The organism is Paenibacillus oryzae (assembly GCF_001675045.1).
Classification (GTDB): Bacteria; Bacillota; Bacilli; order Paenibacillales; family Paenibacillaceae; genus Pristimantibacillus; species Pristimantibacillus oryzae.
Window position 1 is genome coordinate 1 of the sequence record NZ_LYPA01000080.1, and the last position, 17,888, is coordinate 17,888.

Annotated in this window: 15 protein-coding genes; 8 read left to right on the forward strand and 7 right to left on the reverse strand. The window is 51.2% G+C overall.

The genetic code is table 11. The features are described 5' to 3' along the window. Nucleotides 1–448 precede the first annotated feature (448 nt). The 3 genes from A7K91_RS24075 to A7K91_RS24085 are packed head-to-tail and all read right to left on the reverse strand — an operon-like array spanning nt 449 to nt 4,657. Nucleotides 449–1,957 carry a response regulator gene (locus A7K91_RS24075; protein ID WP_068687044.1) on the reverse strand — a complete coding sequence of 503 codons (1,509 nt, stop codon included), beginning with the start codon at nt 1,955–1,957 and terminating at the stop codon, nt 449–451. Nucleotides 1,958–1,969: 12 nt separating this feature from the next. After that, nucleotides 1,970–3,745: a sensor histidine kinase gene (locus A7K91_RS24080; protein ID WP_068687045.1), complete on the reverse strand. Its 1,776-nt coding sequence runs from the start codon at nt 3,743–3,745 to the stop codon at nt 1,970–1,972. Nucleotides 3,746–3,766: 21 nt separating this feature from the next. Continuing rightward, nucleotides 3,767–4,657: an AraC family transcriptional regulator gene (locus A7K91_RS24085; RefSeq protein WP_068687046.1), complete on the reverse strand. Its 891-nt coding sequence runs from the start codon at nt 4,655–4,657 to the stop codon at nt 3,767–3,769. A gap of 250 nt (nt 4,658–4,907) precedes the next feature. Here A7K91_RS24085 and galA point away from each other — a divergent pair, with 250 nt between their 5' ends. Both galA and A7K91_RS24095 read left to right on the forward strand, forming a co-directional pair. After that, complete coding sequence (gene galA / locus A7K91_RS24090) at nt 4,908–7,655, forward strand: beta-galactosidase GalA (protein WP_169833450.1); 2,748 nt, start codon at nt 4,908–4,910, stop codon at nt 7,653–7,655. A gap of 145 nt (nt 7,656–7,800) precedes the next feature. Beyond that, on the forward strand, nt 7,801–8,244 hold the full coding sequence (locus tag A7K91_RS24095) for a hypothetical protein (RefSeq protein ID WP_068687048.1): 444 nt from the start codon (nt 7,801–7,803) through the stop codon (nt 8,242–8,244). An 8-nt stretch (nt 8,245–8,252) separates the two neighbouring features. Here the strand turns inward: A7K91_RS24095 and A7K91_RS24100 are convergent, their stop codons facing one another. The 3 genes from A7K91_RS24100 to A7K91_RS27340 all read right to left on the reverse strand — a co-directional run bounded on the left by A7K91_RS24100 (nt 8,253) and on the right by A7K91_RS27340 (nt 10,599). Next, nucleotides 8,253–9,584: a sensor histidine kinase gene (locus A7K91_RS24100; protein WP_068687049.1), complete on the reverse strand. Its 1,332-nt coding sequence runs from the start codon at nt 9,582–9,584 to the stop codon at nt 8,253–8,255. Further along, on the reverse strand, nt 9,584–10,261 hold the full coding sequence (locus A7K91_RS24105; protein ID WP_068687050.1) for a response regulator transcription factor: 678 nt from the start codon (nt 10,259–10,261) through the stop codon (nt 9,584–9,586). The genes A7K91_RS24100 and A7K91_RS24105 overlap by 1 nt, the downstream gene beginning before the upstream one ends. A 203-nt stretch (nt 10,262–10,464) precedes the next feature. Then, nucleotides 10,465–10,599, reverse strand: coding sequence for a hypothetical protein (locus A7K91_RS27340; protein ID WP_281198661.1), 135 nt, complete (start codon nt 10,597–10,599; stop codon nt 10,465–10,467). A 169-nt stretch (nt 10,600–10,768) separates the two neighbouring features. Here A7K91_RS27340 and A7K91_RS24110 point away from each other — a divergent pair, with 169 nt between their 5' ends. From A7K91_RS24110 to A7K91_RS24120, 3 genes are all read left to right on the forward strand, one after another. After that, entirely contained in the window at nt 10,769–11,512 is a 744-nt protein-coding gene (locus A7K91_RS24110) for a polyphosphate polymerase domain-containing protein (protein WP_068687051.1), read from the forward strand. Continuing rightward, nucleotides 11,505–12,188: a DUF4956 domain-containing protein gene (locus tag A7K91_RS24115; RefSeq protein WP_068687052.1), complete on the forward strand. Its 684-nt coding sequence runs from the start codon at nt 11,505–11,507 to the stop codon at nt 12,186–12,188. Before A7K91_RS24110 ends, A7K91_RS24115 begins: the two co-directional genes overlap by 8 nt. Before the next feature lie 90 nt (nt 12,189–12,278). Further along, a complete protein-coding gene (locus A7K91_RS24120; protein ID WP_068687053.1) occupies nt 12,279–14,465 on the forward strand; it encodes a carbohydrate-binding domain-containing protein in 2,187 nt (728 codons plus the stop codon). A 187-nt stretch (nt 14,466–14,652) separates the two neighbouring features. On the opposite strand, the gene A7K91_RS26620 is transcribed toward A7K91_RS24120, so the two are convergent. After that, nucleotides 14,653–14,955: a hypothetical protein gene (locus tag A7K91_RS26620; RefSeq protein WP_156739793.1), complete on the reverse strand. Its 303-nt coding sequence runs from the start codon at nt 14,953–14,955 to the stop codon at nt 14,653–14,655. 333 nt (nt 14,956–15,288) lie between these two features. Here A7K91_RS26620 and A7K91_RS24125 point away from each other — a divergent pair, with 333 nt between their 5' ends. The 3 genes from A7K91_RS24125 to A7K91_RS24135 all read left to right on the forward strand — a co-directional run bounded on the left by A7K91_RS24125 (nt 15,289) and on the right by A7K91_RS24135 (nt 17,872). Further along, nucleotides 15,289–15,963 carry a PspA/IM30 family protein gene (locus A7K91_RS24125; protein WP_068687054.1) on the forward strand — a complete coding sequence of 225 codons (675 nt, stop codon included), beginning with the start codon at nt 15,289–15,291 and terminating at the stop codon, nt 15,961–15,963. Between the two features lie 26 nt (nt 15,964–15,989). After that, on the forward strand, nt 15,990–17,021 hold the full coding sequence (locus A7K91_RS24130; protein ID WP_068687055.1) for a TFIIB-type zinc ribbon-containing protein: 1,032 nt from the start codon (nt 15,990–15,992) through the stop codon (nt 17,019–17,021). 71 nt (nt 17,022–17,092) lie between these two features. Beyond that, on the forward strand, nt 17,093–17,872 hold the full coding sequence (locus A7K91_RS24135) for a TPM domain-containing protein (RefSeq protein ID WP_425415675.1): 780 nt from the start codon (nt 17,093–17,095) through the stop codon (nt 17,870–17,872). The last annotated feature ends 16 nt before the right edge of the window (nt 17,873–17,888 follow it).

Below are 17,888 nucleotides of genomic sequence, written 5' to 3' on the forward strand. Positions count from 1 at the left end.
CATAACGGAGAGAACCTTCGTTGGGTAGCTATGTTTTCAACATCCAGTTTTTTGGAAGCATTGTGGGTCAAGCATAGACACATGTGACCGTTGAATGAAGTTCATGCAGCCATTTGAGGCTCTGACGGTCATAAATGACCGCTACAGCCATAAGGGAGCCTCTCAACATTAGCAGGTTTCATTTATTATTAGCAGGATACAGGATGGGGAGTGGAGCCTGTAGGATAGTGTAGGAAGGAGGAAGGAGGAAGGGGGATGGAACGTGGAGGAAGGAGGACATTTTTGCAGACATGAGGCCCGAGTGGAATATACGATTGATATCATTGGGGAATACACGGTTGATATCATTAAATTGATTAGGCGTGTGAAAATGAGGCAGGCGCTGTTGCCGCTGCATTCTGGTAAATAATCAGCGCCTGCATTCATGCGAGTGAGAGAGAGGAGCAGCCTACGCTTGATTTTGAAATTCCTTCGGGCTGACTCCAAAATAGCTTTTGAACACGCGGGTAAAGTTTTTGGGGTTGCTGTAGCCTAGCGTCTCTGCTACATCATGGATTTTCACATTGATGCCGGTTAGGGCGCTTCTGGCATATTCCATACGCTTCATGGTCACATAATCCTGGAAGCTGACGCCGGTGCTTTCCTTGAATACTTTGCTGAAATAGTTGTAGCTCATGTTGCAATAATTGGCGATAAAGGCCATATTGACGCCACTTAGCAGCTGCTCCTGCACATACTTTTTGGCAATGTCCACCACATCGTTGCTCCGTATCAAGCTGCCTCGCGCCTCAATCATTTGCAGCATGCAGGATTTAAGGTACAGCCTTAATGTTTCGCTTTGATCAAAAGAGGCAAAATCGCGCTTTTGCCCAGGAATCCACCCGATCGTTTGCATGATCATATCGTAGTTGTGGCGGATGCTCTCCATTGAGCTTTTTTTAAGCGTTTCTTCGCCAAAATAAGTCTGAATCAGCGGAAGCACCTGCTCCCTGCGGCCCATATCAATCATTTCCACCAGCGTTTTCAGATGCTCCGCTTTGATTGAAATGTCTTCCTTGTTAAGTGTGTCCTCGTGCAAAATAACGCGTTGACGCGGAGCAATCAGCTTATATTGAAGCACGGAGAGCGCGCTCTGATAAACCTGCGAAATCTCGCCTTCCATAGTACAGACGGAGACGGCTGCAGCAGCCCCGGAGCTATCGGCCAGAAAGGACTCCAGCAGCTCGCGGATATTGTCAACATTGCAAATCTGGTCATTAAAATTAATCCACATCACAAGATCATTGTGGCGGTTATAGAACGGGTACAGCAACAAACTGGACTGCTCCCATTCCGTCGCAAGCAGCTTGCGCTCCAAGCTGCCGATGCCGGAGGGCTCGTGCGAAGCAGGGTTGCTCACAGATAAAATAGCCGCAACCGTTGCGGAATGCGGGAAGCTGTAACCAAGCTCGTTGAGCGCCGACCGGATGGCTTCGTTATCGTGGGGTGCTGACTGCAGCAACGGATTCAGACTACGGCTCGCCTTCTCCAGCAAGGCAAGCTTTTTCTGCAATTGTCCGGCCATATCCTGCTGTTTTTCCTGCCGCAGCTCCTGTACCGTTTTGTTAAGCACCTCCGCCAGATCGCCGGAATGCACCGGCTTAAGCAAATAGTCGCGAACGCCCAGCTTAAAGCTTTCCTTTACCAGATGAAAATCGTCGTAGCCGCTGATCACGATGATTTTTACCACCAGGTGACGGTCGCGCAGCTCACGGATCAGGTCCAGTCCGCCCATGACGGGCATGTTTAGATCCGTTAATAGGATGGGGGGCTCCTCCGCCTCCATCACCTTCAGGGCCTCCGCTCCATCGCCTGCGCACAACAGCGGGCCAATACCGTCTATGTTCAGGTAGGCGATTATGTCCTGAAGGCCCTCGCGCACCATTTTTTCATCGTCCACAATCAAAAGCTTATACATCCGGCATACCTCTCATTCATAGGGAATTCTGATCTGAACCTTGGTGTAGGCATAGTCCTTCCCCTCAACCGTAATGGGGTAGTCATCGCCGTAATACAGCCGAAGCCGGGAGTTGATATTATGCAAACCAATAGAGCGGCTTGGTCTCTGCGGTTCGTCTGTTGCATCCTCGTAATGGAGAGGAGCGCGGAATTGCTCGTTGAGGGCGGCTATCCGTTCGGCATCCATTCCTCGTCCGTTGTCCGTTATACAAATAACCACATCCTGCTTCTCTACATAGGCTTGTACTTCAATACGCAGTACCTCCCGCTCTGCAGCTTGTCCATATTTCAAGCTGTTTTCGACGATCGGCTGAAGCAGAAACTTGATGACCGGAAACATTTTGAGCGAATCCTGCACCTCTACCTCCAGCCTGATTTCCTTGCTGCTGCTCATCGATTGCAAATGGACATATTTGCGAACCAGGCTAATTTCCTCATTCAGCGTGGTATGCAGCGTATTGTCGCTTAAGTTGTAACGCAATATTTTACCGAAATCCGCCAGCCGATCAGCTGTATCGAAAATTTTTTCCTTGATCAGCTGCATTCTGAAAATGTCCAGCGTGTTATATATAAAATGAGGGTTGATCTGATATTGCAGCGCCTTGATTTGCGCTTCCTTCCGAAGCCGCTCCTTCATGACAATCCGGTGAATCAGATCATTATTACGCTCAATGAGATCGTTAAAATCATGCGCAAGCTGTCCCAGCTCATCCGGTCTGGTATCGGGTATGCGCATATAAGAGCTGCCCGTCATCACCTGGCGCATGATGGATACAATTTTGTTCAGACGCAGAAATATCATTTTGAACATGAAGTAACAAATAATAATGAGCAGCAAAATACTGAATACAATCATAAGCACCTGATTCAGCACGTTTTTGCGGACGGACTGGTTGAGCTGCTCCAGCGACACCTTGTACACCAGGCTTTGGCCGATGGCGTCCAGACCTTTGTGCAGGTACAAATAGGGCTCCTGAATAAAATAAGCCCCGTCATTTCCCAGATGCTCCTGCAAAATGCCGCTTTCTTCTTCCTCATCCAGCTCCGCCGTCGATAACCCTATGTTCCCGGCAGAATAGATGAATTGCGCGTTATGGGAAGCGGCAGGCTCGTCCTCGATGCTGAACAGGCTGTCCTCCGCCATCGTCACCACAACCAGCCCCAGCATTTGGCGGGCCGGCGAATAGAGCTTCGTCAGGAGTGTATATTTGCTGCGGTCCGTCTGCAGGCTTCGTGGGCCAAGCTCGTCGTCCCCCGGCAGCAGCCACATGGAGGTTTCCGATTCCGCCTCCAGAAACGCATGAAGCTTATGGTGCGAGGAATAGCTGCTCAGGTGAAAAAAATAAGGCCAGGATTCCGGAATGTAATCATTATTCATATAAATCCGAATAGAATAATCGTCGCTTTCCGAAAAAGCCGTAGCATATTTAATAATGGGAATGACAGCATCCAGATATTGCTTCAGAAACTCCGACTGGTCGCCCAGATAGGGATCGCTTATAAACTCCAGCATTTTGTTGTTGCGGCTGACCATGGAGGTCAAATCCGAGGCCATCCGAATGCGCCCTTCAACCTCCCGGTAGGACTGATCAAAGGCGTGGGACATGTTGGTGATAAAGCTGTCCCGTATATTTTGCGTTGTACGATGGCTATTCCACACCAGCAGCACGGAGAGCAGAATAAAGGGGATGGAATAGAGCACAATCATTTTGACCATAATGCTGTTTCGTTTTTTCCATAACGTCATCGTATTCACCCTCTATATTGGTCAAACGGGCTCGTGAAGCCGGTGGCCGTATGCTTTTCTGAATTTGCCGGGAGTCAGCCCATATTGCTTTCTGAACATGCGGATAAAATAACTCGCTTCCATCCCGAGCCGGCTGGCGATTTCCTGTATGCCGATATCCGGACTGTTTTCAAGCCACGTTGCCGCATGCTGCATTCTGAGGCGCTGCAGGTAGGCATGGGGATTCATCCCGTAGGCCTCCCGGAAAATGCGCTGAAAATGCTGGACCGAATAACCAACCGCATGTGCGATATTGGCAATTTGCACGTCCTCGCTGTAATGCTGCTTCATATAAAGGGCTGCCGTTTTGAGCGCGCGCTGCGCGGAGCTGTATGTCCCGGGCGCAAGCGTCCCGCTATGACGCAGAGCCGCTCTGGACAGAGCAAGCAGGAAGCTGTAAAGCTCCACGGATAGCCGTTCCTCTGCATCCTCCGCATCCATGTCGGATTTGTCCCAGATTCCCTTCAATTTCTCCTGAAGCTCGTTCATTGACGACGCCGCCAGCGGCAAAATCGAGAACAGGGGCAGGCTGCAGCTCTGAATCAAGCTTTCCGCCGAGTCTCCCCGTATGCCGATAAAGCCAAGCTGCCAGCTCTGGCCCAAAGCGGGCGCGTATTCATGGGGAGCTCCAGCAGGCAGCAGCAAGGCATGTCCGGGCGGGAAGGGCCGCTCTTGACCGCCTTGAAAATCTTGAAAGTCTTGAATGCCATGGAAATGAAACGTGCCATAGCCGCCAAAATTGATAAAGCACTGTAGCGCGGGATATCCCTCGGGACGATATTGATGGGTCTGCTCATGCAGACCGCAATTATAAACGGACAACGGCAGCCGATGGCCGAACCGGTTAGGGCATAATCGAAAGGGAAGCAGCATGTTGATTCTCCAGTCTCAAAAGAATAAGGGACAAATGACAGGAGCTTGCTCCAAAATCGGCTTTGGCCGCTGTCTTCATCGCTTTCTACTATGAACGCTTACGCTCAAAAGGACAATGCTTCAGGAGTGAAATGTTCATTTTGTACGATTTTATCCCTGCTTTTGTGCTAACGTCATCGGGATTGGCTTTTTTACAATGGAGGTATTACATCGGAGAAAGGTTTTGACCTAAATGAGAGAACGATTGAGCATGGATAAAGATTGGCTGTTTCATCTTGGCGACATCGCCATCCCGGCCCAGAACAGCCATAAAGCCGTATATGGCAATGCCAAGGCGGGAGGCTTGACGGGAGCGGCCAGCGTTGAATGGAACGACAATGAGTGGGAGACGGTAAACCTTCCCCATGACTGGTCCTATCGCCAGCCGTTTGACCGGGAAGGCGGAGTGCCGGATTTTGGTTACAAGCCTCGGGGAATCGGCTGGTATCGCAAAAAGTTCAAGCTGTCGCCCTCCGACAATGGAAAGCAGCTGCTGCTGGAATTTGACGGCATAGCGACTCATGCAACGGTTTATTTGAACGGCAGCATTCTGGAGCGCAGCTTCTGCGGCTATACAAGCTTTGTTGTGGATATAACGGACCGGGTTTTCTACGGCGACCGTCCAAATCTGCTGGTGGTCAAGGCCGATGCTTCCGTGTCGGAGGGCTGGTGGTATGAAGGCGCGGGCATTTACCGCCATGTCTGGCTTACCAAAAAGAATGCTTTATCCATCGCCCACCGGGGCGTTTGGGTGAATCCCGTCAAGCTGGACGGGGAGAGCTGGCTGACCAACGTCGAAACAACGATCACCAACGAGCGCGAGGAGGAAGCTCGCTTTGAGCTGCTGTCGCGAGTTGTTCGCGCCGATGGCGAGGTTGTGGCGGAGGAGATTTCAGCGGGGGTGGCCAAAGCGGGAGAAGCCATCGTTCTGAAGCAGGAGCTGCCCCTGGTTTCGCCGCTGCTGTGGGATGTGGATTCTCCTCATCTATACAGGCTGGAGTCCATCCTGCTGGAGGACGACGAGCGCTGCGACGGGGCTAATACCAGCTTTGGCTACCGCACAATCACCATTTGCCCCGACAAGGGCTTTTATCTCAACGGCCGCAGACTCAAAATTAAAGGAACCTGCAACCACCAGGACCATGCCGGAATTGGCGTGGCGCTGCCGGATCACGTCCATGAATACCGTATTTTGCGGCTTAAGCAAATGGGAAGCAACGCCTACCGCTGCGCCCATCACAATCCGGCGCCGGAGCTGCTGGACGCCTGCGATCGGCTGGGGATGCTCGTCATGGACGAAAATCGCAATTTTGACAGCTCGCCGGAAGGGCTTCGTCAGGTTGAAAATATGGTGACCCGCGACCGGAATCATCCGTCGGTCGTTTTCTACAGTCTTTACAACGAAGAGCCGCTACAGGGAACGCCGATTGGCCGCAACATGTTCAAAAGAATGAAGGAAGCCGTGCTTCGCCTGGACAATACCCGGCCGATTCTTGGCGCTATGAATGGCGGCGTTATGGAGGATGAAGGCACTGTCGACGTGATGGATATTGCGGGGTTCAACTACATGCATGGCGGCTATGACCGTTTCCATGAGAAGCATCCCGGTCAGCCGATGATTGGCTCCGAGACGGTCAGCGCTTTTGCAACAAGAGGAAATTACATCAGCGATACCGGATTGCAGTTTTTTGACAGCTTCGACCGGGAAAAGGCCAATTGGGGCAATACGGCAAGAGAGTCCTGGCAGGCCATTAATACGCGCGATTTTATGATGGGCACCTTTGTTTGGACGGGCTTTGATTATAGGGGCGAGCCCACGCCTTATGAATGGCCTAGCGTCAGCACTCATTTTGGCATTCTGGATACATGTGGCTTTCCGAAGGATTCCTATTATCTGTACCAGGCCTTTTGGCTGGACGAGCCGGTTGTCCATATCGCGGGTGGCTGGAATTGGCCGGGCAAGGAGGGGGAGCTTGTCACGGTTATGGCGCATACCAACTGTGAGGAGGTAGCGTTGTATGTCAACGGAGAGCTGCGCTATCGGGAAAATGTGGATATCTACGAGCAGCGTCAATGGGAAATTCTTTATGAGCCGGGAACGTTAAGGCTGGAGGGTTACCGGAACGGAAAGCTGGTTGGCGTGGATGAAAAAATCACTCCGGGCGCGCCTTGCTCCCTGCGCGTTGAAGCCAGCAAACCGGCCTTGCTTGGAGACGGACGGGATGCAGTTGTTGTTAATGTTTATGCGATTGACGCCGAAGGGCGGTTTGTGGAAACGGCGAACAGCCTTGTTGCCTTTTCGATTGAGGGCAGCGGGGTCATACTGGGAGCGGGCAATGGCAATCCCAATTCGCAGGAGCCGGATCATCTCCAGGAGCGCCGTTTGTTTAATGGCTGTCTTCAATTGATTGTTGGCAGCAATGCCGGTTCTGACACTATCACTCTGACTCTTCAGGGTGAAGGCTTGCAAGCGGTCGCTCATGCTATACCGGTTGAGTCTGTCGAAGAGCCTCCTTATGTGCCGTCCGTCCACGAACGCTACATCAACAACTGGCTGCTGACACAGGATATAGCGCTTCAGCGTCCCGATCCCAATGTGGAGATTCACCCGACGGATATGAATTCCTGGGAGAAGGTCGATGTCAGCTTTGGCCCGCAGCAAATGCTGCAAGGAGCAGAGGGCTATGTCATTTACCGCAGCTCTATCGCCCTTACGGAGCGGGAGAGAAGCAGCAATCCATATCTCTATTTCCATGCGGTCAGCGGCGACTCCGAAATTTATGTGGACGGGAAGCTGCTTGCGAAGCAAGCGTCGCCATGGCCAATGACGGTGGAGGTTTCACTGGACGGCGTGGAGCTAGGCGAAGAAACGGTTTTGTCCGTGCTCGTCGGCATCAAGCCGGATATGTACAAACCCGGCATCAATGGCGCGGTTTCCATGGGATTGCGGCAGGGCTAAGCGGGATATATTTGGGTTTGTCTCTTGCATATGGCCGATCTTGCATAAAGCCAGTGGAAACAGGAGTAACGTAACTCACAGACGCAGGGTTGTCCAATCTGGTATAATGCGGTAAAAAGGCGCGAGTCGAGAGGGGCTGCATTGGATGCTGCATTATGCGTGGGGATTTTCCTGGAAGGGGCTCCTGTTGTTTATGCTGGTCATGCTGCCTAATTTGCTTTATATCTGGATTCCTGCGCCCGTTGCCAAAAAAATAGAGGGACCTGGCTTCCTTGCTCTGACCATTGTCGAGCATGGCAGTCAGGCCCTTTTTGTGGTGCTGTTGCTATTCCTGACTAGCACAAAAGTATCGCCGCTGCAAAGCCCTTACCTTTACGGGATGGGCCTTCTGCTGCTTGCGTATTATGTGTTATGGGGGCTATTTTTTGCTGGAATGGCGGGTAAAATGGCGTGGATGGCCCTTGCCATTTTACCCGTTATTTATTTCATGCTGGCGGCTCTATGGTTGCACAACTTCCCTGCCCTGCTGCCGACGGTCATCTTTGGAGCGGCCCATGCGGCGATCACCTGGCAAACCTATAATCCGTAAGCTGCTAACTAATTTTCCAGAGGGAGGTGAACATAAAAGGTAGTAGATTCCCCCTGAGCGCTTTTGGCATAAATTCGCCCTTTATGCTGATCAATAATGGATTTGGCGATGGCGAGCCCCAGGCCGTATCCGCCTTGCTTGCGTGCGCGTGACGCGTCTGTCCGATAGAAGCGGTCGAAAATACGGGTTAGATGCTCCGGCGCGATGCCTTCCCCTGTATTGGTGATGGCAAGCACCGCTTCCTGCTGCTGCTTTTTCAGCACAAGCTCAACCTTTCCTCCGGCTTGCGTATACTTGATCGCATTATCCAGCAAAATCATAATAACCTGCTTGATCTGCTCCTGATTGCCGTTAACCTTCAGCCCCGGTTCGATTTTGTAATGCAGCCCCACATTTTTTTCGAAAAATACAGCCTCCATCGTCAGCAATATGGTTTCCACCGAATCGCTTATATGAAATTTTGAATACATCATGCTTGCTCTGGCATCGTCCATTTCCGTCAAATATAGCAAGTCGTTTGTCAAACGCGTCATGCGCTCCGTCTCCGACTTGATATAATGCAGCCACTTGGCTTGACTGTTAATCGTTTCATGGCCGTTGGATAACAGCACATCCGCATTGGTGTGAATAATCGTCAGCGGCGTTTTTAGCTCGTGAGACGCATCGGCAATAAACTGCTTTTGCTTATCGAAGCTTTCCTTGACAGGAGCAATGGAACGATTGGCGAAGTAGCGGCTTGTAAAAAAGATAACACCAAGCATCACAATCCCGACAATTGCAAACGTGTAGATAAGATTCGTCAAAATGTCCTGGCGCGCGGACACATCCAGAAAAACAAGAATAAACTCTTCACCGGCTTGCTGTATCGTATAGGCCCAATGGCTGCCGTCCAGCTTGAATTGGCCAGACGTTTTTTGGCCGACGGGAGATACCTTTTCCAGTGCTTGAGCAAATAATTCCTCATCCATGTCAAATTGGGAGGTGCTGCTGATCAAGGCGCCGTTGCTGTCCGTTCTTAGCGTAAATGAAACGGTTCTTTCCGGCGCCATTCCTCCGTATTGCCCTCCAAAGCCTTCGCCGTTTTTTTCGCCAAAGCGGCCCTCCGGCATTTCGCTGCCCTGCGTTGGAAATTGATCATCCGGATTCCTTGCTCCATCGGTTCGGGGTACGCCCATCTGTGGACGTTGATTCGAATCCGCAATGCGATGAAGGTCCATTTTGATGTCATGCTGCGCATTGCGGTAGGTGATCGTATAAATTGAGCCAAATGCCACTAACATAATAACGGATATCGTAATCAGATTGAGCAGAAGAAACCGGTTCCTCAGTTTGATAAACATCAGCTAGTCACCTCTAATACATACCCGACGCTGCGGATGGTCGTAATTCGGACCGAGGAGCCAAGGAAGCTCAGCTTTTTGCGCAGGAAGGAGATGTAAACCTCGACATTGTTGTATTCGGCTTCCGAGTCAAAGCCCCAAAGCTTCTCAATAATAAGCTCCTTGGAGGTCACGGCCTGCTTGCGCGTAATCAGCAGCTCCAGCAGCTCGCTTTCCTTCAGGTTCAGCTTGATTTCTTTTCCCTTGACGGACAGCTTGAGCATGGAGGTGTTCAGCTCGACATCGCCAAGCTTGAGGGCATCCTCCGGCATCACCTCGCCTTTGCGGCGCAGCGCCGCCCGCATGCGGGCAAGCAGCTCTTCGGATGCAAACGGCTTGGCTATATAGTCATCGGCGCCGTAATCCAGACCGGCCACCTTATCCGGCAGCTCGCCCTTTGCGGTCAGCATAATAACGGGCGTTGCATTGCCCTCGCTGCGCAGCTTTTTGAGCACGCTGATTCCATCCAGCTCCGGCATCATAATATCCAGCAGGATAAGATCGTAGATGCCGCTCATGGCATAATCCAGTCCTGCGCTTCCATCATGGACAGCATCGACGGAATAGTTCTGCTTTTTTAAAATTTGGGTCAAGGCCTCCGCCAGATGAAGCTCGTCCTCTACAATTAATATTCTCATCTATGTCGCATCCTTTAAATAGATTCCCGTCTTTACATTACTTTCGTGGTTGTTTCATCAGGATAGCCGGAAAACCTTTAGCCAATCTTAAGCGGCTTCTCTTTTGCTCCTATTTGTGTTGCGCTCCGCTATGCGATGCCCCTTCTGTCATAACCTCATTGTATCAGCCGATATGAGGCGCCGGGCCTCTTCTTCGTATTCCTTCAATAATAGCCGGAGATGGCTTCATCGCAATTCGGATAAAAGTAACCCGGACCCTCTGACACCGTTCTGGAATAGCGGCGAAACAGCGCAAGGCAATCAATCAGCAACCCCATTATATCCCGTTCGGTCCTCATATGGCTCCCCCGTTTTCATTTTGCTTCAATTGCCTTAAAAATAGTGGGTTTTGATCGAAAAGTAAAGTCCCGATTCTTTGAGCAGCTTCTTTAAGATTCATTAAAGGTTGCGGCCCTATTATACAGACATAGCCTCGCGGCACAGATAAATAGAGAGGAGTTGCCCCTTATGGCAATTGAAGTATTCAACCGCTACGAAAACAAATATCTGCTTACGGATGCGGCCTATCGCAAATTGCTCCTGCAGCTGCTGGAATATATGGAACTGGATGATTACAACAAACAGCATGAGTTTTATTCCATTACCAATCTTTATTACGATACACCCTCCAATACAATCATCCGGCACAGCTTGTCCAAGCCCAAATACAAGGAGAAGCTGAGACTCAGAGCGTACGGCACGCCTTCGGCGGATGCAAAGGTCTACCTGGAAATCAAGAAAAAAGTATTTGGCTTGGTGAATAAACGCCGTACAGCCTTGAAGCTGAATGAAGCGTACGATTTTGTAAGGACAGGCGTTCAGCCTGAGCTTCAGAGCTACATGAACCAGCAGGTGCTTCGTGAAATTTCGTATCTGATGAGCCAATACGATCTTCAGCCGGCGGTTTATCTGTCCTACGACCGGAAAGCGCTGTTCAGCAAGGAAAACCGCGATTTGAGGATTACCTTCGACACCAACATCGTTTGCAGGCGGCATGAGCTCCAATTGGAGAACGGCAGCTATGGTGAGCAATTGCTGGAGCCCGGACAGTGGCTGATGGAGGTTAAAGCAGAAAATACGATTCCGCTCTGGCTGTCCCGGCTTCTTTCCGAAAACGGAATGTTCCGGACGGGGTTTTCCAAATACGGAAACGAGTACAAAAAAATGATCAGAACCAATCGTCTTGAGAAGGAGAGTGCCGTTTATGCTTGATTCGTTGTTTAACGTCAGTCTGGAAAGCGCTGAGCTGACCTTTACCAATGTTATTTTGACCATAGCTTTATCGATCGTTATCGGCCTTGTGATCAGCTACACCTATATGAAAACCAATCCCGGTTATTCGCAAGGCTTTGTCCTAACTATGGTACTGCTGCCGGTTGTTGTGTCCATCATCATTTTACTGATCGGAAGCAACATTGCTAGAGCATTCAGTCTCGCCGGGGCGTTCTCAATCATTCGTTTCCGCAGTGCCGCCGGCAGTCCCAAGGATATTACCTTTGTCCTGTTCTCGATGGCTGCGGGGCTTGCATGTGGAGTTGGCGCATTTGCATACGGCGTGTTGTTTACCCTGATCTTATGTGCATTGATGGTTGTGCTGAGCGTTGTCAAATTCGGCACGGCAAAGTCGGAGCAAAAAACGCTGAAAGTAACCATTCCCGAAAATTTAAGCTACGAAGAAGCGTTTGAAGAAGTATTCAGCACTCATAAGGTCAACTATCAGCTGCAAAAAATCCGCACAACGGAGCTGGGCAGTCTGTACGAGCTGGTATATCTGGTGGACATTGGGTCTGAAACGGATCAGAAGGCATTTCTTGACGATATACGGTGCCGGAACGGCAACCTGGACTTGACGCTTACGATGACGCCTACGCCAGCAATATACTATTGATCAAGCTTTAAACTAAGTCTCTTGAGAACTTTTGAGGACTGCTAAGTAAACCTTAAGCACGAATAAACCCTTTTGGAGAGGATGATGGTTATGAAAAAAACATGGAAAAAAAGCAGAGTCTGGCTGGCGATATTGTGTATGGCAATTGTGACGGCATGTAGCTCAACGGAAGCTTCCACGACGGCGGGCAATCAAACGGCAGTGACAGAGGAGGGCTCGTCGGCTTCAACCGCTCAAGGAGCAGCAAGCGCTGCTGGCGCAGCTCAAGTGGACGGAGGAGCCGCATTGGCTGCCGCGCAGAGCGTGGAATTCAAACAAGCGGATCTAGCAACGGAATGGAGCGAGGAGACCTCAACCGGCATTTCTCTGAACGGGGATTCTGCGGCGGTGAACGGCTCCGGCGCTGCTGTCAGCGGCGGTATCGTGACCATATCAGAAGCGGGCGTATACGTGCTCAGCGGAACGCTGAATGACGGGCAAATTATCGTGGAGGTTGCGGACGACCAGAAGGTCCAGCTGGTGCTGAACGGCGCAGCCATTACTAGCTCCAGCAGCGCGGCGATCTACGTAAAAGAAGCCGACAAGGTCACAATTACACTGGCTGACGGCACAACAAACAGCGTCTCTGACGCAACGGAATATGTATACGCCGATTCGGAGACCAACGAGCCCAATGCCGCTATTTTCAGCAAAGGCGATTTGTCCATTAACGGCAGCGGCGCGTTGACTGTAGCGGGCAATTACAAGGATGGCATCAAAAGCAAGGATAACTTGAAAATCGCAAGCGGCACAATTACGGTAAAAGCAGTGGAGGACGGCATCGTCGGGAAGGATATGACGGCTATCGCCGGAGGCGATTTTTCCATTCAGGCAGGAGCGGACGGCATCAAGTCCAACAATGACAGCGACGAGGCAAAGGGGTATATCGCGATTACGGGCGGAACCTTTGACATCAAGGCTGATAATGACGGCATTCAGGCCGAAACGGCGCTTCTTATCGAGGACGGCAGCTTTACCATCGTAACAGGCGGAGGGTATACCAACGGCGAGGTGAAAACGGAGGAATTCGGCGGCGGATTTGGTGGCGGCCGGCCGGGCGGTCAAAATACGTCAGCAGCAGGAGCAGGATCATCAACAGGAACAGGAACAGCAGCAGGATCCTCAACAGCAACATATACCGATGCTGCTGAGGATGATACGCCTAGCATGAAAGGCATCAAAGCTGGAACGGCGCTTGTTGTGAACGGCGGACAGTTTGAGCTTAACTCCGCAGATGACACTATTCACAGCAACGGCTTTGTAGCCATTGGCGGAGGAGCCTTTACACTGGCATCAGGGGACGACGGCATTCATGCTGATGCGTCGGTAGCAATCAGCGGCGGCATTATCTCTATTACAAACAGCTACGAGGGCGTGGAAGGTACGGAAATTTTAATCTCCGGCGGAGAGTTAAATATCGTGGCTTCGGATGACGGCATCAATGCGGCGGGCAATGACGGCTTGAATAACCAGCTGACGTTCAGCGGAGGTACGGTAACGGTAAATTCCGGAGGCGACGGTCTGGACTCCAACGGTCATATCTACATGACGGGCGGAACCGTCATCGTAAACGGCCCTACCAACAATGGCAACGGCGCGTTGGACTATGACGGCAACTTTGAAATCAGCGGCGGCACCTTGATTGCTGCGGGCAGCTCCGGCATGGCTCAGGCAACCTCCGAATCGTCCAGCCAACGGACGGTCAGCATGACCTTTACGCAAGCCCAGCAGGCAGGCACCCTGGTACGTCTGGAAGACAGCAAGGGCAACGCGATCGTGACTTTTGCACCTGGAAAAGCCTATCAGTCGGTCGTTATCAGCTCGCCGGAACTGAAGGATGGCGAAACCTATACGTTGTTTTCGGGTGGCACTGCAAGCGGAACAGAGGTTTCCGGTTATTACGGAGACGGCGAATATGCCGGAGGGACAGAGATTACATCGTTTGAAATGACGGGCAGCGTCATCTGGCTGAACGAGTCCGGCGTCACAACAGCCAATAGCGGCGGCTTTGGCGGAGGACCGGGAGGTCAACGCGGCGGCATGGGCGGAAGACCGGAAGGACAGTCCGGAGAATGGGGAGCCATGCCGGAGGGTCAGCCTGGTGAAATGGGAAGCATGCCGGAAGGAGCAGGCTCAGGCCGTATGGGAAGGCCCGAGGGCCAAGACGGCAATGGCGGCGCTGGCATCGCTCCCGACAGCCAAAGCGGCAGCACAGACGGAAGCGCCTCTAACAGCTAAACTGTTAATGAAAAATCGAGTAACGATTGACACCGCCAATTTTGCTTAATCGCGGCTGATAGCTAAAGCGCTAGCTGACGCTCAGAGTGCTAGCTGACGCCCAGAGTGCTAACTGACGCCCAGAGTGCTCGGTGACAGTCATAACTCATATGAGAGCCGGACGATAGTGTGAAGTCAAAGTGTCAGATTAGTTAAAAGCCAAACTTGCTTTAAACGGGGCTGCATGTAAATGCAGCCCTATTTTAATCAACTGGCCGAACGCATGTTCAATCAACTGGTCGGACGCAGCAGCGCGGTGGCGGTTGGTAGCACCAGTACAATGCCGGTTGGTAGCACCAGTACAATGGCGGTTGGTAGGACCAGCACAATGGCGGTTGGTCGAACCGGCACAATGGCGGTCGGAAATGTCCGTTAGAGGCAAGCTTTTAAGCTTTTGCTTGATGGGACGGACATAAGTGTCCGTTACATCAAAAATTAGCCTATATTCCATTGATTTTTGACCTCTAATGGTCAAAAACTTCCGTTACAAATGAGGATTTTGCTTTTTTGTGCTTCTGGCGGACATAAATGACCGTAAGCAATTTAAGACGCTGTATGTTCACGTATCCCCCTAGTATGTTCACGCCCATCCACCGTATAGCATTTACATGTCCCCCAGTATGTTCTACACCCTTCCAACGTATAACATTCACATGTATCCCCTCGGTACGTTCACGCCCATCCACCAGCCGTTAAAGATGTCGAAATAAAGGAAATGAATCCTTTTGGCCCAAAGTAATGTATTATTAGGGAAGAAGTTAAGGAAAACGAGGAGGCGGTCAGTTTGGGTATTTTGTCGCGCTTCAAAACCATTATGGCAAGTAATATCAATGCGCTGTCAAGCGGGAACGATGATCCGGTAAATGCGATCAATGACCATATGCGCAGCTTGAATGTCGATTTGAATCAGGTGCGCGCGGAAACGTCTACGGTGCAAATGGAGGAAAGGCGCGCAAGGCGGGCGCTGGAGGAATGCGAAGCCGAAGTGAAGAAGCTTCAGCAATACGCGGTTAAATCCGTTGAAGCAGGCAATGACGATGACGCCCTGAAGTTTCTGGGCAGGAAGGCGGAGCAGGCCCGAAAGCTGCCGGAGCTTAAGCAAGCTTTCGAGACAGCATCGGCCAATGCCGCCAATATAAAAAGAATGAACGACAAGCTGGTGTCTGATATGGAGCGGCTGGAATCGCTTAGGTCCGAGCTGCAAGGAAAATGGAATGCGGCTAAGGCGCAAGGAAAGATAAACAAGCTGGATGGTGCGGAGGGTTCCCTGCTTCATGAGGCGCAGGAGCGTATTAATCAAGCTGCCGATGAAGCCCAGGCGTTGGCCGAGCTTAGGGGCATTGACCAGAAGAAGGACGAGCTGGATGAGAAGTTTGCCCGGCTTGGACTGGATGCCGGAGCCTCCAGCGCGGAGGATGAATTGGCCAGACTTAAGAAGTCGCTTGATAAGAACAATTGACAGCAGTTGCGGGAGAGGGTGCATAAATGCCGGTAATTGATTATAAATGTGAAAATTGTGGCAGCGGCATGGTTTTTGACAGCCAAACGGGAATGCTTACATGCAAGAGCTGCGGGCGACAGGATAATATTCAGCAAATGAATGATCCCATTAGACAAAATGTTGCCTTTGAGAGGGAAACCGTTGAATATCATTGCAAGAGCTGCGGTGCGGTTCTTATTACTGAGCCTGCTACCTCCGCTACCGTTTGCAGCTTTTGCGGCTCTGCCGTTGTGCTGGCGGACCGCCTTTCCGGACGCAAGGCGCCGGCGCTGGTGCTTCCTTTTGCTATCAGCAAGGAGGAGGCTATGAGGGCGTTCCGCAAGTGGTGCAAAAACGGCAGGCTGACGCCAGCCGGCTTTATGACGGCCAATCGTGTCAAAAGCATAACCGGCATGTACGTTCCCTTCTGGCTGTACGATCTGAACAATCATGTAGAGGCGCATGGTCATGGAACCCGAGTGCGGGTGTATACCCAAGGAGATTATCAGTACACCGAAACCAAGCATTACGAGATTTATCGGAAAATGCGCCTGAACTATGTCGGCGTACCGATTGACGCGGCGGAGAAGATGAATGACGAGCTGATGGACCGGCTGGAGCCATTTCCTTATCAGAGGCTGCAAACCTTCAAAACTCCGTACCTGGCGGGTTATCTGGCGGAAAAATACAGCTACGACGAGCATCAGCTGCTTCCGCGCGCCAAGCATAAAGTCAGTCCCTATATCGAATCGTCGCTTCGCGCGACCGTAGGGTCCTACACGACCATGAGCTTTGCGAGCAAGGATATTCATACCGAGATGAGGCGCGCCAATTATGCGTTGCTCCCGGTATGGGTCGTGCATTACGACTACAACAAACAAGAGCACACCTTTGCCATGAACGGTCAAACGGGCAAGGTTGTTGGTAAACCTCCAATCAGCAAGGGCAAGGTTGTGGCCTGGTTTGCAGGAATTTTCGGGATATCGCTTATTGGGATGAAGCTGATCTCCTTGGCGATGGGAGGAGATTTTCTGTGATAAGAAAAATACTTTTGTCGTCTAGGCCCTCTTTCCCTGCAAGGCTTCTGCCTTTGCTTCTGGCTTTCATTTTGACGCTTGCCGCAATTTCTGGAGCGTTGCTGCTTGTTTCGCCCGAACAGAGGGCGTATGCAGCAGTAGAGGGGAAAAAGCTGATTTATGACGAAGCGGGCCTGCTCACGGATGAGGAAATTGCGGAGCTGAACGCTCTGGCAAACAAGCTTGGCGCAGAGCAGGAAACGGATATGATTGTCTGGACTACAAGCAATCCCGAAGGCGGGGACGTCAAAAAGCTGACGCAGGACTTTTACGATGACAAAGGACCAGGCTATGACAAGCAGCATGGCAATGCGGTGATTTTAACCGTGGATATGAAAAACAGGGAAATTTACCTGGCAGGCTTCTACAAGGCCAAAACCTATCTGGACGACGGCAGACTGGACAAAATACGCGATCGTATCACCCCTAGCCTGACAGACGGTATGTATAGTAGAGCCTTTAAAATGTATATTGAAACGGCTCATCGTTATATGAAATTTGAGCCGGGTGTTAACCCTGACAATATCTTTTTTAACGTCGGCTTTCAATTAGTGGTGTCTGCTGCAATCGGAGCTTTAATCGTTGGCGCAATGCTTCGCAATTCAGGCGGCCGGGTGACGGTTGGCTCCCAAACGTACGAGGATTCCAACTCGTCGGGCCTTCTGGAGCATTATGACCATCATGTTAATACAACCGTCACCAAGCGAAAAATAGAAAAACCTTCCAGCGGCGGTGGGGGAGGCGGCGGCTTTGGCGGAGGCGGAACAACTGGCGGAGGACATTCCCATAGCGGCAGCCGCGGGTCTTTTTAAGCAAATAATGACAGTA